General features: G+C 70.3%; 14 protein-coding genes and 1 pseudogene. 12 read left to right on the top strand and 3 right to left on the bottom strand.

Annotated elements, in window-relative coordinates:
- Positions 1–3 precede the first annotated feature (3 nt).
- Complete coding sequence (locus K5L49_RS08475; protein WP_223691914.1) at positions 4–1272, bottom strand: RNA polymerase sigma factor; 1269 nt, start codon at positions 1270–1272, stop codon at positions 4–6.
- A gap of 13 nt (positions 1273–1285) precedes the next feature.
- A complete protein-coding gene (locus K5L49_RS08470; protein WP_223691910.1) occupies positions 1286–1702 on the bottom strand; it encodes a YciI family protein in 417 nt (138 codons plus the stop codon).
- Between the two features lie 102 nt (positions 1703–1804).
- On the opposite strand from K5L49_RS08470, the gene K5L49_RS08465 reads away from it, so the two are divergent.
- The 12 genes and pseudogenes from K5L49_RS08465 (at position 1805) to K5L49_RS08410 (ending at position 15482) form a co-directional block, all read left to right on the top strand.
- Entirely contained in the window at positions 1805–2386 is a 582-nt protein-coding gene (locus K5L49_RS08465) for an EVE domain-containing protein (RefSeq protein WP_223691909.1), read from the top strand.
- On the top strand, positions 2383–2949 hold the full coding sequence (locus K5L49_RS08460) for a 2-phosphosulfolactate phosphatase (RefSeq protein WP_223691905.1): 567 nt from the start codon (positions 2383–2385) through the stop codon (positions 2947–2949). The genes K5L49_RS08465 and K5L49_RS08460 overlap by 4 nt, the downstream gene beginning before the upstream one ends.
- A gap of 41 nt (positions 2950–2990) precedes the next feature.
- On the top strand, positions 2991–3293 hold the full coding sequence (locus K5L49_RS08455; protein WP_223691903.1) for a DUF427 domain-containing protein: 303 nt from the start codon (positions 2991–2993) through the stop codon (positions 3291–3293).
- A gap of 262 nt (positions 3294–3555) precedes the next feature.
- Entirely contained in the window at positions 3556–9894 is a 6339-nt protein-coding gene (locus K5L49_RS08450) for a DUF5979 domain-containing protein (protein ID WP_223691901.1), read from the top strand.
- A gap of 79 nt (positions 9895–9973) precedes the next feature.
- On the top strand, positions 9974–11146 hold the full coding sequence (locus tag K5L49_RS08445; RefSeq protein WP_223691900.1) for a PQQ-dependent sugar dehydrogenase: 1173 nt from the start codon (positions 9974–9976) through the stop codon (positions 11144–11146).
- A 77-nt stretch (positions 11147–11223) separates the two neighbouring features.
- The gene (locus K5L49_RS08440; RefSeq protein ID WP_223691898.1) at positions 11224–11865 is read left to right on the top strand and encodes a tetratricopeptide repeat protein; all 642 of its coding nucleotides are present in this window, start codon (positions 11224–11226) and stop codon (positions 11863–11865) included.
- A gap of 99 nt (positions 11866–11964) precedes the next feature.
- Positions 11965–12477 (top strand): SprT-like domain-containing protein, encoded by a 513-nt coding sequence (locus K5L49_RS08435; RefSeq protein ID WP_223691896.1) that lies wholly within the window; start codon positions 11965–11967, stop codon positions 12475–12477.
- A 51-nt stretch (positions 12478–12528) separates the two neighbouring features.
- Positions 12529–12861 (top strand): annotated as a pseudogene (locus K5L49_RS08430) (ABATE domain-containing protein); the annotation flags it as partial.
- A 101-nt stretch (positions 12862–12962) separates the two neighbouring features.
- On the top strand, positions 12963–13139 hold the full coding sequence (locus tag K5L49_RS08425; protein WP_223691895.1) for a CGNR zinc finger domain-containing protein: 177 nt from the start codon (positions 12963–12965) through the stop codon (positions 13137–13139).
- Positions 13140–13201: 62 nt separating this feature from the next.
- The gene (locus K5L49_RS08420) at positions 13202–13960 is read left to right on the top strand and encodes a LamB/YcsF family protein (protein ID WP_223695272.1); all 759 of its coding nucleotides are present in this window, start codon (positions 13202–13204) and stop codon (positions 13958–13960) included.
- Positions 13960–14583: a 5-oxoprolinase subunit B family protein gene (locus K5L49_RS08415; RefSeq protein ID WP_223691893.1), complete on the top strand. Its 624-nt coding sequence runs from the start codon at positions 13960–13962 to the stop codon at positions 14581–14583. Before K5L49_RS08420 ends, K5L49_RS08415 begins: the two co-directional genes overlap by 1 nt.
- Positions 14580–15482: a 5-oxoprolinase subunit C family protein gene (locus tag K5L49_RS08410; protein WP_223691891.1), complete on the top strand. Its 903-nt coding sequence runs from the start codon at positions 14580–14582 to the stop codon at positions 15480–15482. Before K5L49_RS08415 ends, K5L49_RS08410 begins: the two co-directional genes overlap by 4 nt.
- A gap of 222 nt (positions 15483–15704) precedes the next feature.
- Here K5L49_RS08410 and K5L49_RS08405 read toward each other — a convergent pair whose 3' ends face one another.
- The gene (locus K5L49_RS08405) at positions 15705–16571 is read right to left on the bottom strand and encodes a spermidine synthase (protein ID WP_223691889.1); all 867 of its coding nucleotides are present in this window, start codon (positions 16569–16571) and stop codon (positions 15705–15707) included.
- Positions 16572–16597: the final 26 nt, after the last annotated feature.

The raw sequence follows: 16597 nt of genomic DNA, 5'->3' as shown, positions 1-16597 counted from the left end.
CGATCAGCAGGCGGCGGCCCGCTCCAGCAGCAGGGTGCGCTCCCGCTGGTTCGCCGTGAGTGCGGCCGCGCGCTCGAACTCCTGCCGGGCCTCCGCCGTTCGCCCGAGCCGGAGGAGCAGGTCCGCTCGCACGCTCGGGAGCAGGTGGTATCCGCTGAGGGCGCCGTCGATGACGAGACGGTCGACCAGGTCGAGACCGGCCTGCGGGCCAGAGGCCATCGAGAGGGCGACCGCCCGGTTGAGCTCGACGACCGCCGACGGCATCAGCTCGGCGAGGGCGCCGTAGAGCGCGACGATTTCGTCCCAATCGGTGGCCTCGGCGTGGGGCACGGTGGCGTGGCAGGCGGCGATGGCGGCTTGCAGGGCGTATGGTCCTCGGCCGCGACCGAGCCGCTCCGATCGCGCCAGGGCCGCGACGCCGCGACCGATCAGGATGCGGTCCCAGCGCGACCTGTCCTGGTCTTGCAGCAGCACCGGCTCGCCCGCTGCGGTGGTACGCGCTCCGAGTCGCGACGCCTGGAACTCCATGAGGGCGACGAGTCCGTGGACCTCGGATTCGCGTGGCGTCAGCTCGGCCAGTACCCGGCCGAGACGGAGGGCTTCCCAGCAGAGCGAGGGACGCATCCAATCGTCGCCGGCGGTGGCCGCGTACCCTTCGTTGAATATCAGGTAGATCACTTCGAGCACCGAACCCAGCCGTGCCGGGAACTCGGCGCGCTCGGGCACCTCGAACGGAACCCGAGCCGCCGAGAGCGTGCGCTTGGCCCGCACGATCCGCTGCGCGATGGTCGACGGAGGCACCAGGTAGGCGCGGGCGATCTCTCCGGTGGTGAGGCCGCCGAGCAGTTTGAGCGTGAGCGCCACCCGCGCCGGCCGCGTGAGCACCGGGTGGCAGGAGACGAAGACGAGGCGCAGCAGATCGTCGTCGATCGGTTCGTCGACGGTTCGGGCGGGATCGCCCGCATTCTGCTCGGCGGCGAGGTCGTGCGCGAGCTGCGCGTAACGGTCGCTCAATCGCTCCTGGCGTCGCCAGCCGTCGATCGCCCGGCGTTTGGCCACCGCGGTGAGCCAGGCGCCCGCATTGCGTGGAACGCCTTCGCGCGGCCACTGTTCCAGAGCCGCCACCAGCGCATCCTGGGCGAGTTCTTCGGCCCTGCCGACATCGCCCACCAGGCGGGCGAGCACCGCGATCAGCCGGCCGGACTCGATGCGCCACACGGCCTCGACCGTGCGCCGCGCCTCGGCGGTCGCCCCTTCGCCGTGGCCGGTCACCGTTCGAGCCCTCTCACGCCGTGCGCGGCTCGCCGCCGTCTTCGCGCCACTGCCTCTCCTGTTTGACGGAGCCGTGCTCCTGATCGAACTCGGCGATGTCGTAGATGCGGCGCACCTGAACCGACCCGCTGGTGAGTGGCACGCGGCGCGCCCACTCGAGCGCTTCCTCCTTGCCGGCTGTCTGGATGATCCAGAACCCGGCGATGAGCTCCTTCGTTTCGGTGAAGGGACCGTCGACGACTGTGCGATCGTCGCCGGAGTACTCCACGCGTGCGCCCTCGGAGCTCGGATGCAGGCCCTCGCCGGCGAGGAGCACGCCCGCCCCGATGAGCTTCTGGTTGTATTCCCCCATCGCGGTGAGATCGGCGTCGCTCGGGGCGGCCCCCGACTCGGTCTTCTCGTCGCCGGTGAGGATGAGCATGTATTTCATGACGGTGTCTCCTTGCTGTGCCGGGCGGGATCGCCCTCGACTTCACGTCGAACGGCCGCGACCGTTTTCGACGGGGTGGGCGGATGCGTCACACCACAAGTCTTGCGCGGGATCGGCCGTCGGCGCCCGTTCCGTGCCGTCGGTGTCGCCCGGATGCGCTACAACTGGAGCATGGCCATCCGGTTCTGGCTCGGCGTCGTGCAGCGCGAACACGTGCTGCGCGGGGTCGCGGGCGGGTTCGCGCAGGTGAACCACGGCGCAAAAGCGCCCCTTCTGCGGATGAACACCGCCGATGGTTTCGTGTACTACTCGCCGAAGACCTCCTACCCCGACGGCGACCCGCTCAAAGAGTTCACCGCGATCGGCCGCGTCGCCGATGACGAGGTCTTCCAGGCGACGCAGGGGCCGAGTATGACCGGTCCGGCCGGCGATTTCATGCCCTGGCGGCGCCGCATGGAGTGGGAGCACGAGGCCGAAGCTGCGCCCATCCGGCCCCTGATCCCCGTGCTCGAGTTCACCCGTGAGAACCCGAACTGGGGATATCAGCTGCGCCGAGGCCTCATCGAGATCTCGCGGCACGATTTCGAGGTGATCCGGCAGCAGATGCGCCGCCCGTCACCGGACGACCCGCGTGCAGTCGCGGCTGGGAGGGCGCGCTCGCGTCGGGCTACGATGGCCCGGTGACCCTGCCTGCCGCCGCCCAAGCCAAGTATCAGATCCGCTTCGACTGGGGGGTGGAGGGCGCCGCCGCCGTCTGCTCCGATGCCGATGTCGTGGTATGGGTGGATGTGCTTGCGCCGCCGGAAGCCGGCCTGAACGATCCCCTGCCCGGCGTCGCGCCGGAAGCCCTGCTGCTCGCCGGCGGGTTGACGAACGCCACAGCGGTGGCGCAGCGAATCCTCGATGAGCAGGTGCGGCTCGGCCGCCGGGCGCTCGTCTCGATCGTCGCGGCGGGGGAGCCGGCCGAGCGGAGCGGGTCGCGTTTCGCCGTCGAGGATCTGCTCGGCGCCGGCGCAGTGGTCGACGCGCTCGCCGGGGTCGGCATCGACTACAGCTCGCCGGAGGCGGCCGCGGCCTGTGCCGCGTTCTCGGGTCTGCGCGGCGCTGTCGCCCACCTGCTCACCGCGTCGGTGTCGGGTCAGCAGCGGATCGCATCCGGTCTCGCACCCGCCGAGGTCGCCCCGTTCGGCCGGCTCGGGTCGGTGAGTGCTGTGACGGTTCTCCGAGCCGGCCCCGACTCGGAATGATCGGCGGACGCTTCGCGTTCGCTCTCCCAGGAGGTTTCATCATGAAGGCTGTTCTGAACGACACCGTGATCGCCGAGGCTCCGGAGTCGGAGCTCATCCGCATCGAAGGCAATTGGTATTTTCCGCCGGCGAGCGTCAACGCCGACCTTCTCGAGAAGAGTGACACGCCGTACACCTGTCCGTGGAAGGGCGAGTGCCAGTACTTCTCAGTGAAAGACGGGGATGCGCTCCTACAGGATCGCGCGTGGAGCTACCCGACCCCGTACCCGACCGCGTTCGACCGGGTCGGCCAGGACTTCAGCAACTATGTGGCGTTCTGGAAAGACGTGCAGGTGGTCGAGTAGTCGGCGATTCGCATGGCGCCCCTCCTTCTTCTGGAAGGAGGGGCGTTGTCGTTTCGGGCATGGCTCGGCAATCGGTCCGCATTTTGGGGACTGTACCCACAAAGTGGGGTACGGAATTTTCCCACGGCACGCGTCCGAGTCGATATACATGAATAACGGAAGCAACTCCCGGAACCCGATCCAGGAGTAGCCCCGAGGGGGATTGACCCGGTTGCCCTCGTGCGCGCTCACCCGGCTTCCGTGGACCCGAAAACCCGATTTCGTGACCCGTTCAGCACACAGCCCTGCCCGAAAACGCCGCACCACCCGAGGAAAGCACCGCGACTCGCACGCGGTCGCCACGTGGCGACTCAAGCGCCTCGGCGCCGTGTCGATCGCCCTCGTGGTCGCCCTCGTCGGCGGCACCGTCCTCACCGGTCCGGCGCTGGCCGCTCCGGCGGCCGCATCGCTCACCGTCGACAAGAAGGTCGATGGCAAGGATGCGATCACCGTCGGAACGGGCGACGAGTTCACCTACTCGATCCTCGTCGGGTGTGACGACTCGGACTGCGTCGACGCGAAGCTCGTCGACCCGCTGCCGGCCCAGTTCGCCGGGTTCGACATCCTCGAGAGTTCGGTGACCCCGAGCTCGCAGCCCGCGACGAAGACGTTGGACGGATGCTCGACGACGGTCACGCCGGACTGCACCCTGACCGTGCTGTTCCAGCAGTCCGTCGCGGGCGGCGTCGGCATTGCGGCCGGAGGGACGTACCGGGTCAGTGTGACGCTCAAGGCACCGCAGAACCTCGCGCCGTCGTGGACCTACAACAACGTCGTCGTCCCGAACACCGCGACGGCGACCTCGACCACGGCCGACACCAAGAGCGACTCGGCCGACGTGACCGTGAGCATCCCGGTGACCGTGGACGGAACGGTCGGCAAGACCTGGGCACCCGCGAACCAGCAGTTCGCTCCCGGAGCGGCCTCCACCATTACACTCACCGACCAGAACACGTCCAATGTGCCGGCGTCGACCCTCACCGTTCAAGACCCGACGGCGGCCGCCGACGGCGCCACCGCCCTCGACGCGGGCAACCCGTTCGCGCTCGTCGACTTCACCGGATTCGGCGCTGTGAGCCTTCCGGCCGGCGCCGACACCGTCCAGGTCGACGCATACGTCTTCGACACCGCCACCGGCGCGTGGAAATGGCAGACCGGGCCGCCCACCGCAGCCGCCGACATCCGTCTGCCCGATGGCGTGGATGCCTCCGCCGTCGCCGGGCTGCGTTTCACCTACGCCGGCACCACCGGTGCCACCATCGCTGCCAGGGGCGCTTCAGGCAGTGTCGCCTTGATGGTGGCTCAGCGGGCCGAGAACCGCATCACCGGCACATCGCTCGTCACCGGAGGCACCGTCACCAACAAAGTCACCGGCACGGTCGCCGTTCCGGGTGAGACACCTGTCTCGCACACGGCGCAGGCGCCGTACACGATCGGCGCGCTGAACGTCGTGGTGAGCGCCGGCAAGACGATCACCCCGAGCCGCATCCCGGCCGGCACCGAGGCGACCGCGGCGATCTCGGGCAAGAACGACTCCAACGGTCCGCTGACGACATTGACGCTCAGCGACCTCGACTACTTCACTGAGACCCTCACCTTCGGCGGCTTCCTCGCCCCGATCTCGTATCCGACCGGCGCGACCGGTGCGACGGTCACGTGGCACTTCTCCAACGGGAACACGATCTCGATGCCGGTGCCCGCGGGCGCGACGCCGACGGCGCCACCCGCTCCTGGCTCCTCCCACCTCACCGGGTTCGTGCTCGGCTACACGGGCTCGATCGGCATCGGGGCCGTCGCGAGCGCGCAGTTCGGCATCGCACCGCTGGCCGACTATGTCGCTCCCGAAGACAGCCCTGCCGATGTGGTCAACACGCTGGCCGTTCAGGGCACCAACCCGGCCGGAACCGCGACCACGCCGGCGACCGCGCCTCTGAAGATCTTCTCGCCCGACATCTCTCTGCAGCTGTCCAAGAAGATCTCGCCGACCGGTGCCGTCGCCCCCGGGGCGACCGTCGTGGCGCAGCTCCCCACAACGACCTCCACCGACTCCGCATTCGTGAAGCCGACGAAGATCGTGGTCGAGGATGTCTGGCGGCCGGGCGAGAGCGCCGACTTCTTCAACGCCTTCAACCCGATCGCCATCGCACCGACCCAGGTTCCGCTCGGCTCGACGATGCGAGTCGAGTACTCGACCGACGGCGGCGCCAGCTACGTCACGCTCGCCACCGTCGACGCCACCGCCGCCGCGCAGATCTACCGCGGCGATCTGCCTGCGGCACTCATCGGCGACATCACCGGACTGCGTTTCACCTTCGAGAAATCCGACGGCTTCGCCCAGGGCACCACGGTGAGCCCGAACTTCATCGCGCAGGCCCGCGCCGATCTGCGCGCCGGCGGCACGCCGACCTCTGTGCCTGACGCCGGACCGACCAGCTACGAGAACGAGGGCAAGGCAACCGGAACCGGGGCGGTGACGGGCGCGCCGCCCGTGGTCAGCAAAGAGGTCGACGCCACCGCCGACGCCTCCATCGAGACCCACACTGGCGACGGCTCCCTGATCGCCGCCAAGCACTGGACCAAGCCCGACCTCACCGGGTCACTCAGCCAGCTCGACTCCCAGTCGGGCGAGAAGGCCGGAACAGTGCTCGCCTGGGGCGTCACCGATCTCGGCTACAGCTCGGTGACGGTCACCGACCCCTCGGCCGATCAGGACCATCCCGAGAACACCGTGTTCAACGCGTTCGACCTGACCGCGGTCGCGCCCGTCACCTTCTCCGCCCAGCCGCTGCTGCAGTGGGATGCTGTGTCCGCCGTCGAGCTGTTCGAGAACGGTGCGTGGGTGGTGCTGCCGGCGCCAGGCGGCAGCTGGATGAGCACATCCGGATTCAAAGGACACGTTCTGACCACCGCGGAGTCGGCCGCCACCACCGGCGTCCGTCTCACCGTCGTGCCGAACGACGCCGCCCGCGCCGCAAGCGCCGACCCGCTGGCCCCCTCGGCCGGCTCCGGCATCGCCACCGTGTCGTCGGACCAGACCCGCAGCTTCGGTCTGGTCTGGCAGCTGCGCAACGTGGTGCGGGTCGACAGCTCCCCGTCGCACCGCTGGGTGACCGCCGACCGCGTGTTCAACGACCCCGAGGCGGGGTCGATCTGGAACCGCAGTTCGGTCTCCGGCGTGCGCAATGGAGCGGGCGTGGGCCCGGTGAACGCGCAGGACGAGATCTCCCTCGTCGACCAGCCGCCCCTCGTCGACCTCGTCAAGACGAGCTCCCGTCAGACGGTCGTCGTGCCGAAAGCCGGTGATGTCGACGCCGGCGACTATCCGACGAACGACTTCACCATCACCGCGACGAACGCCTCTGCCTCGCGCGCCTCGTACATCCGGGTGACCGACCCCGCCCCCTGCGACAGCTCATCGATGGGCGACTGCCTCTCGGCCCCCGACCGCTGGACGGCCGATCCGTTCGCGGGCAAGGCGTATGCGAACACCAGCCCGTTCGAGCGCCTGAACCTCACGAAGATCACCTTCACGGTGCCCGCCGCCGACCAGGTCGACACCGCTGCCTCTCAGGTGACCCTGTGGCATCGCGCCGACGACGGCACACTCAGCACCACTGTCGTCACGATGGCGCAGGCGCAAGCCCTGGCGGCCGCCGACCTCGTCGACGTCGTGGGCGTGAGCGTTGTCTACCAGGGCACGGATCCGGCCACCGCCGGAGGGTCGATCGCCGCCGGAAGCAAGCTGGTCATGAAGCTCAGCACCCAGGTGCGGGTGACCCTGCGCAGTGCCCCGGCCCAGAACGTCACCGCGTTCGCCATCGACAACTACGCCTTCACCCAGGGCTATGACCCCGTGCTCGTGCCCTCCGGGCAGGGCTCGCAGCCGAACGACGGCGCCAACGCCGGTCTGGTCCTCAGCACGGGCGCTCTCGGCGTCAAAGCTGCGAAGACGTTCTCGCCGAGCACGCTGCTGGAGCGCGACCGCCACACGCCGGTGGCCGTGACCCTCACCGCCACGCAGGGGACTGCGACAGTTCCGACCCACCAGGTGATCGTGACGGATGACGACCAGGCGTTCTGGAACACCTTCGCGCTGACCGGGCTCTCCGCCGGCGACGTCACCCTGCCGGCCGGCGCCGACCAGGTGCGGGTCGATGTGCAGACCACGGGGGCGTCCACCTGGATCGAAGGCACCGCATCCGCCGCCGCCACGCTGCCCACCACTGCGGTCGGTGACGTGACCGGCATCCGATTCGTATTCTCGCGCGCCGACGGCGGCCTGTTCAGCCGCACCACGGTTCCGGGTGACTTCACGGCGAAGGCCGTGCTGCACCTGGCGCTGCTCGACGCCGCACGCGATGGTTCGGCGATCCCGTTCCCGAGCACATTGAGCGACACCGTCACGGCGGTCTCGCACCGCACCGACGACCCCGCTGTCTACAAGGACGCCAGTGACGACGCCACGGCCACGATGGCTCTGCGCCCCGGCACGTTCGCCCTCGACGTGGCCAAGTCGCCGGAGAACAATGTGCACACGGTGAACGTCGGCGACACCAACAGCTGGACGCTCACCTTCGCCAACACCGGCACCGGCTACCTCGACGTCAAGAACCTCGTCGACACCCTTCCGGCCTCGCTCGCCTGGGACGGGGAGACACCCGTCTTCTCCACCACGACCGGTGGAACGCTCTCGACGAGCCCGACGACCGCGTTCGACGCGGGAACCGGCGCGTTGACCCTCGCCTGGCCCACCGGCGCTGCCCGCATGTCGCCGGGTGAGAAGTTCACGGTGAAGCTCGGTCTCGTCCTGCAGCCGGGTCTCACCGGCACCGATCGTGCCGTCAACCGGTTCGTGGTCAACACGGCCCAGACCCTCGCCCAGTGCACGAACACATCCGGCAACGGGCAGGGGACCCTCCCCGGTCTCGATTCCGGCCAGTGCGGAACGAGCAACTTCGTGCAGCCGATCTCGGGTCCGTCGCTGTTCACCACGAAGGGTGTGAAAGGGGATGTCGTCGACCGAACGGTCAGCGGCGCCACCAACACCACCGACCCGAAGGCGACCTGCGCGCCCGACAAAGACGGCTACTACGTCGCGCCGTGCGCGGCCAACACCGTCGTCGGCGGAACCGACGAGTGGCGGCTGCAGGCGGTCAACAGCGGCACGGTGAGCTACGACTCGCTGGTGTTCGTCGAGCCGCTGCCGACCGTCGGCGACCGGATGCTCGCCACCGGTTCCCCGCGCGGCTCCACCTTCCGCCCGGTGCTCGACCCGGCCGCCGGCATGACCATCGACGCGCCGGCCGGAACCACGTCGCGCTGGCAGGTCACCACCACCCCGGACGTCTGCGTTGGTACCGGGTCGACGACCGCCTGGCCGGCCGACCCGACCTGCGAATCCGTGCCGTGGACGGACTCCACCGCCTTCAGTGGCGACTGGAACGCGGTGACCGGCGTGCGCGTGATCCTGGACTTCACCACCACGACGGGCCGCGTGCTCGCCCCGGGTGCCGCTGTCACGGTCAAATACCGCACGCTCGACCGCCCGGTCACGGCCGACGCTCCCGATGGCGCGCCGGTGTCTATCGCTGCCGGCCCCGCGTTCGCCTGGAACCAGTTCGGGGCCACCGCGGGCCTGACCGGCGGTGGAACGGTGCGACGGGCCCCGGTGAAGGCCGGAGTGACACTGCTCACCGGCCCGCTGCAGATCGACAAGGTCATCGACGGCAGCGCCGCGGCCAAAGCACCCGACGAGTTCCTCGCCGATGTGGCGTGCACGGTTGCCGGCGTGCCGGTCGATCTCGGGTCGTCGGCTCAACCGGTGCTGGCCAAGGCGAACGGGCTCACTGCCCGCATCGACGGCATCCCGCTCGGCGCGGAGTGCACGATCGCCGAACACGGGGATCCGGGAAGCTACGGCGAGGCCGCCCGCTCGATCTCGTCTGGGACCGTGCGCATCGCCTCCGTGTCGATGGCCGGCGTCGTTCCGGTCGATCAGACGGTCACCATCACGAACACCTACGAGTTCGGACGGTTGGCGATCAGCAAGACCGCGGCCGATCTCACGGTCGGTGTGAACGCGTCGGTCACCTACACGATCACGGTCACGAACGTGGGAGCGCTCGACGCCACCGACTTCGCTGTGACGGACACCCTGCCCGCGGGCGCCACCTTCGTCTCGGCCGACAACGCGGGTGTGGAGAACGCCGGCGTCGTCACCTGGAAGGTCACCGAGCTGAAGCGCGGCGATCAGCTCGCGGTGCACGTGACCGTGCGCTATCCCGCGGCGGGCACATTCTTCAACAAGGCCGGTGTCACCACGCCGCCGATCGGTCCGTGGAGCCCGCCGGAGGTCACCGGGGTCTGCTCCGGCGATGCCGACAACGCCTGCTCCGAAGTGGTGGTGACGCCGCCGCTCGACCCGAAGGATCCGTCCGACCCGAAGAGCGGCCTGGCGGCGACAGGCTCGAGCGGTGACCCGCTCGGAGTCGCCCTGGCGGGGGTCCTCCTCGCCATGCTCGGCGCGGCGCTCCTGCTGAGACGCCGGCGCGGACAGGCGTAACGAGCCACTCTCCCGAGACGGCGCGGACCGTGGACTACCATGTCCAGGACGGTCCGCGCCGTGGGAGGGACGCTGAGCCATGCACCGATTCCGAGTCGTCTCCACAGCCGCCCTGGCGGTGGCGGCGTTGCTGATGCTCGCGGGATGTTACTCGCCTCAGCCGACCAAGACTGTCGCCGCCACCGCATCCCCGCCGCCGCGCCCCGTGCCGACGGCGACCGGCGCGCCGGTGGCCGCCATCCCCTGGCAACCGGGAGAGGCCACGACGACCCTCGAGACCGGTCTGGATGCGCCCTGGTCGGTGGTGCCCCTGCCGAGCGGCTCGGCCCTGATCAGCGAACGTGACAGCGGAACGGTGCTCGAACGGCTGCCGCAGGGCGGAACCCGCACCGCGGGGACGGTTCCCGACGTCGTGCACCGGGGCGAGGGCGGCCTGCTCGGCCTCGCCGTACAGAAAGTGTCGGTCCCGCCGTTCCTCTACGCCTACGAGACCACGGCGAGCGACAACCGGGTCGTGCGGATGGCCCTGACCGGGGTGCCGGGAAGCTATGCGCTCGGCGCCCCCGAGCCCGTGCTCACCGGCATCCCGAAGGCCACCAACCACGACGGCGGCCGACTCGCCTTCGGCCCGGACGGGATGCTCTACGTCACCACCGGCGACGCCTCCGACCCGGCGAACTCTCAGAACCTCGCCTCGCTCGGCGGCAAGATCCTGCGGGTGACCCCCGACGGCGGTGTGCCGGCCGATAACCCGTTCCCGGGCTCGCCGGTATGGTCGTACGGGCATCGCAACCCTCAGGGGATCGGATGGGACTCCCACGGCACCATGTGGGCGAGCGAGTTCGGCCAGAACACCTGGGACGAGCTGAACATCATCAAGCCGGGCGGGAACTACGGCTGGCCCGAGGTGGAGGGCATCGGAAAAGACCCGAAGTACATCGACCCGGTGTTCCAGTGGCCGACCGACGAGGCCAGCCCGAGCGGGCTGGCGGTCGTGGGGGACACGGTCTTCCTCGCCGGCCTCGGTGGTGAGCGGCTCTGGACGGTCTGGTCGACGGCCGGGCAGGCTCCGGTCACGGCCGAATCCTTCTTCGACGGCACGTTCGGGCGTCTGCGCGACGTGGTCGCTGTCGGCGACACGCTCTGGGTGCTCACCAACAACACCGATGGGCGCGGCGATCCGCGCCGGGGCGACGACAAGCTGATCAGCGTGACGCTGGTACCGGCGCAGGCGGTGAGCCATCCCGGGTGAGCACAGCTCCCGGTCGATTTCGGCCACCCCGTACGATCTGCGCCGCGATTCCGGGTCGATCGCTGCGCGCATCCAGGGTGTTCGTCGCCCACCGAGTTAGTCTGGATCCATCCCACGCGATCTGGAGCAGAACCCTGAGCATCATCCTCGGCTACGACCCGTCCACCCTGCGCGAGCGCGTCGACCTCCGCGCGGCCGGGCTGCGCCTCGACGAACTCGGCGGCCTGCGCAGTCTCAGCGCCCTCAACGAGAAGACGGTGCTGCTCCGGCTGCTCGGCCGCCTCGACGAGGCGATGGAGATCGCCAACGAGGCCGTTCGTCAGGCGAGGTTCACCGGGGAGCGCGAACAGCTGCTTGGCGCCCGCGTGCGCCACGCGCAGGTGCTCCAGTACAGCGGCAAGCTCGATGAGGCGATCACCGAGCTCACCGGTTGCGTCGACGAGGCGAGGGCCCACGACTGGACGGCCCTCGAAGCCTTCGCCGTACAGAACCGCGGGAAGACCGCCTTCGATGCCGGCGACTACGAGAACGCCTTGGCGGATGTGACGGCCGCGGTGTTCCTGCGCGAGAAACTCGGCGCATCGCCGGGCGATATCGAGAGCTCCCTCATCGCCGTCGCCGTCGTGCAGTCGTTCCTCGACGAGAGCACGAAAGCCGTCGGAGCCGGAGCGGCCGAGCCGTCCGACCCGACCGGGGCGGGTCGTGACGGGGTGCGGTGAGGCGCGCGCTCGACGTTGGAGCGCATCCCGCGTCACCGCGTAGGATGCCGAACATGAAGGACCGGCCGGCGCTCGCGCTCCCCGAGGTGGTGGGGATCGATGGCTGACCTCGACCGTGTGCGGCATTGGGCGAACGCGCTCATCGCTCTGCACCTCGACCCGTCGGTGTGGACGTTCGATTTCGACAACGCCAAGACCCGCGCGGGTCTCTGCAACTACACGGCGAAACGCATCACCGTCTCGCGCTACCTCGCATCGCGGTACGACGACGACGAGATCCACCAGATCCTGTTGCACGAAGTGGCGCACGCGCTCGCCGGTTCCCGTGCCGGCCACGGGCCGCGCTGGCGTTCGACCGCGCTGGAGCTGGGGTATGAGGGCAAGCGTCTGCACGGCGGCGCGATCGCCGACGATCTCGCGCCGTGGGTGGGCACCTGCCCGCGTGGCCACACCCACTACCGCTATCGCAAACCGGCGCGGGCGCTCGCCTGCGGGGCCTGCTCCCGCCGGTTCGATGCGGCGAACCTCATCGCCTGGCAGCATCGCGAGGTCTCTCCGGCGAAGCGTCGGATGGCCGCCTCCGCCGCGAGCGAGTCCGGCGCCCCCGCCTGACGATCGACGACCGTCGGGCCATTCCTTCGAGTAACCAACTACTGTGGTTACATGGTCACGGAAGCGATACTCCCCCGAGGCACCGGTCAATGGGTCGAATCGACCGACGGGCCGCGCTGGTGGTTCGACGCGGGATCCCTGGCGCTCGACTTCGCCTTCACGGGCGGCGTCGACCGGGACGAACCCGGCGGGGAGACGCTCCGTGATGCCGCAGGACTGAACGATTGGCTCACCGAACGCTTCCCCGAGGTCGCACCGACCGCCGGCGACCGGGAGTTCGCGGATGCGGCGACGCTCCGCACGGCGATCGGCCGGCTCGCCCGCCGGGCCAGTCTCGACCAGCCACTGACCCCCGGCGATGTGGACGTCGTCAATCTGTTCGCCGCGACCCCCGACATCCCACCGGTGCTTGCCGGGGCGGTCGGCAGGCCGGGCGCAGCAACGCCCGGCCGCATCAAGCCCTCGGCAGTATCGCGCGAGACGCCGTGCGGCTGTTCGGGCCGCAGGCGGGTGGACGCATCCGCGAGTGCTCGGCCGACGACTGCCGGCTCATCTACCTCGACACCTCCCGGGGCGCCAACCGGCGCTGGTGCTCGATGCAGCGTTGCGGCAACCGGGCGAAGGTTCGCGCGCACCGCGCCCGGGCCGCCTCCGCCGAATAGCGGCGCGCGGGTCAGTGGCCGACGGCCACCGCATCCGCATCAGCATCCGCCACAATGGACGAGTGGACGGAACCCTCGACCTCAACAGCGACCTCGGTGAGTCGTTCGGCGCCTGGAGCCTGGGCGACGACGCCGCGATGCTTCGCCTGGTGACAAGCGCCAATGTGGCGTGCGGATTTCACGCGGGCGACCCCTCGACCATGCTCGCGACCTGCCGCCTCGCGGCCGAGAACGGCGTGGTCGTCGGCGCGCACGTCTCCTACCGCGATCTCGCCGGGTTCGGGAGGCGAACCATGGATGTTGAGCCCGGGCAGCTCCACGACGAGGTGCTGTACCAGCTCGCCGCGCTGAGCGGCGTCGCGAGGGTGGCCGGAACCTCCGTCTCCTATGTGAAGCCGCACGGTGCGCTCTACAACCGCATCGTGCACGACCGGGAGCAGGCCGAGGCGGTGGTCGCCGCCGTCGCCGCGTTCGACCTCTCGTTGCCGCTGCTGGGTCTGGCCGGCTCGTCCGTCGCCGACGCGGCCCGGGAGGTGGGGCTGCGGTTCGTGCGCGAAGCCTTCGTCGACCGCGGCTACCGGTCTGACGGCACGCTCGTTCCCCGGGGGCTGCCCGGCGCCGTGCTCGCCGGTGACGCGGCCATCGCCGACCGTGCCGTGCGCCTGGCCACGGAGGGTCTTGTCGTCGCCGACGACGGAACCGAGCTCCGCGTCGAGGTCGACTCGCTCTGCGTGCACGGCGACACACCGGGTGCCGTCGCGATGGCCGTCGCGGTGCGGTCCGCGCTCGCCGCTGCGGGTGTGCGGGTGGCGGCCTTCTGATGGCCGGCCGGCGCATCCTGCCTCTCGGCGATCGTGCGCTGCTCGTGCAACTCGACGACCGGGACGCAGTGCTCGCCCTCTACGACGTGCTCGGCCGAACCCGCCCCGCCGGTGTCGTCGACATCGTTCCGGCCGCCCGCACGATCGGCGTCACGGTCGACCCGGCGGTCGTTCCGCTGAGCGTCGTGCACGGCTGGCTGGCGAACACTGCTCCGGCGTCGGGCGCGGCCGAATCGGCGCCAACCGCCGTCGAGATCCCGGTGCGCTACGACGGGCCCGACCTGGCCACCACCTCCGAACTGCTCGGGATGCGCCCCGCCGACCTGGTTGCGCTGCACACCGGCTCGGTGTGGCGGGTGGCCTTCTGCGGTTTCGCGCCCGGGTTCGGCTACCTCGTCACCGACCACGACCGGCTGGTGGTTCCGCGCCGCGAGACACCGCGCACGACGGTCCCGGCCGGATCGGTCGGGCTCGCCGGCGAGTTCAGCGGCGTCTACCCCCGGTCGAGCCCCGGCGGCTGGCAGCTGATCGGGTCGACGGATGCGGTGCTCTGGAATGCCGCCGCCGACCCGCCCGCGCTGCTGTCGCCCGGGGCCGTCGTGCGTTTCGTGGAGGTCTCGTGAGTCTGCGCATCCTCGACCCGGGGCCGCTCGCCCTCGTGGAGGATCTCGGCCGCGCGGGGTTCGCTCACCTCGGTGTGAGCCCGTCGGGCGCCCTCGACCGCGCGGCCCTGCGCTTCGGCAACCGGCTCGTCGGCAACCCTGAAGGCACCGCCGCGCTCGAGATCCTTCTCGGCGGGTTCACCGCCCGGTTCGACAGGCCCGCATGGTTCGCCGTCACCGGAGCGAGCGGCCCGCTCGACCTCGACGGCGTCCCTTTCGACCCCAATCTGCCGGTCCGTGCTTCGGCCGGGTCGGTCGTGCGGATCGGGGTGCCGACGGCGGGGGTGCGCACCTATCTTGCGGTACGCGGCGGCATCGATGTCCCGCCGGTTCTCGGCTCCCGCGCGGGCGACATGCTCTCGGGGCTGGGCCCGGCCCCTCTCACGGCGGGCGACGAGCTCGCGGTGGGGACGCATCCGCTCGCCCCGGTCGGGCTCCTCGACTTCGCACCGGTCGACCCGCCGCCGGCAGACCGGGTGGAAGTGCGCGCCCATCCCGGCCCGCGAGCCGACTGGTTCACACCGGGAGCCATCGACGCCTTCTACAGCGAGGAGTGGGAGCTGAGCGCGGCGAGCAACCGTGTGGGCGCGCGCCTCGACCCTGTTCGGCGACCAGTCCACCTCGTCGGAGGCGACCGCCGGCCTGCGCTCCTGCTCGAACGCGCGAACGTCGCTGAACTGCCGAGCGAACCGATGGTCGCCGGCGCCGTTCAGGTCTCTCCGGACGGCCGCCCCACCGTGCTGCTGGCCGATCATCCGGTCACCGGCGGCTACCCGGTGATCGCCGTCGTCGCCGACAGCTCCCTCGACCGGTTCGCCCAGCTCCGCCCCGGCCAGCGCGTCGCCTTCCGCCACGCCTGACCGCCCGGCCCGCCTGCTCCCTGCCCCTGCCCCTGTCCTGTTCTCAGGAGAATGACCCGTCCTGTTCTCAGGAGAAATCGGCGAAACGCGACCGCGGCGTCCCTCATTCAGGACCGTGCGGTCGGGCGGCATCGAATTCTCCTGAATTCAGGAGCGGCCTGCGCCGTCGCGGAGCGGCCTGCGCCGTCGCGGAGCGGCCTGCGCCGTCGCGGAGCGGCCGGCTCAGTCGCGGCGGGTTCCGGTCTGGAAGATGCTGCGCGCGGGCGGCGGAGACGCCACGCTGGTCGCATCGGTCACGATCGGCGCGCCCGCGGTGAAGGTCGTGAGTTCGGCGCCGGCGACGGCTTTGGCGGGATGCGGTCCGCCCGCGAGCAGCCGGGGCAGCCAGTCGAGCGGCAGGGGCGCGTTCGATCCGACCAGCACCACATTGCCGAACCGGCGGCCTTTGAGCACCTGGGTCTCGGCCAGCGCGGCGACGTTGGCGACGACCGAGCCGAGGGTGGCGATCTGGCCTTTGGCGAACGCGAGCGGAGGGCCGTCGGCCACATTCACGAGCACGATACCGGCCGGGGCGAGCAGCGAGACCGCCGCCGCGTAGAACTCGGCGCTTGTCACATGCGCGGGGGTGCGGGCACCGCTGAAGATGTCGATCACCAGCAGGTCGACCGAGCCGCGCAGCCCGGCCGGGAATTTGCCGAGCACCTCGCGCGCATCCCCGTGCCGCACGCGGATCTGCCCGTAGCGCGGCAGCGGAAGGTGCTCGCGCACCAGGTCGACGAGGTCGCTCTCCAACTCGACGACCTGCTGGCGCGATCCGGGCCGCGTGTACGCCACGTAGCGGGGCAGGGTGAGCGCGCCGGCGCCCAGGTGCACGGCGGTGATCGGTTCTCCCGGTTCACCGATCAGGTCGATGACATTGCCCATCCGCTGGATGTATTCGAAGAACAGCTGCGAGGGATCGTCCAGGTTCACGTGAGACTGCGGGGTGCCGTCGACGACGAGCTGGTAGGCGCCCGGCACGAACCTGTCCGGTTCGATGACGGCCCGGTAGCCGCTCTGGCTCAGGACGACCGACGGATTCTCTGCCACGGCCTCCACCCTACGGCGTTCCGCCG

Origin of the sequence: Leifsonia poae (genome assembly GCF_020009625.1) — a bacterium.
In the GTDB taxonomy this organism is placed as follows: domain Bacteria; phylum Actinomycetota; class Actinomycetes; order Actinomycetales; family Microbacteriaceae; genus Leifsonia; species Leifsonia poae_A.
The sequence above is the reverse complement of the archived record's forward strand: the minus strand, read 5'-3'. Positions and strand labels throughout refer to the sequence as shown.

Excerpts from the sequence above, each read along its gene's own strand:
- K5L49_RS08470 (WP_223691910.1), bottom strand. The coding sequence starts at position 1,702 with ATGAAATACATGCTCATCCTCACCGGCGACGAGAAGACCGAGTCGGGG.
- K5L49_RS08435 (WP_223691896.1), top strand. The coding sequence starts at position 11,965 with ATGGCTGACCTCGACCGTGTGCGGCATTGGGCGAACGCGCTCATCGCT.
- K5L49_RS08455 (WP_223691903.1), top strand. The coding sequence starts at position 2,991 with ATGAAGGCTGTTCTGAACGACACCGTGATCGCCGAGGCTCCGGAGTCG.
- K5L49_RS08445 (WP_223691900.1), top strand. The coding sequence starts at position 9,974 with ATGCACCGATTCCGAGTCGTCTCCACAGCCGCCCTGGCGGTGGCGGCG.
- K5L49_RS08415 (WP_223691893.1), top strand. The coding sequence starts at position 13,960 with ATGGCCGGCCGGCGCATCCTGCCTCTCGGCGATCGTGCGCTGCTCGTG.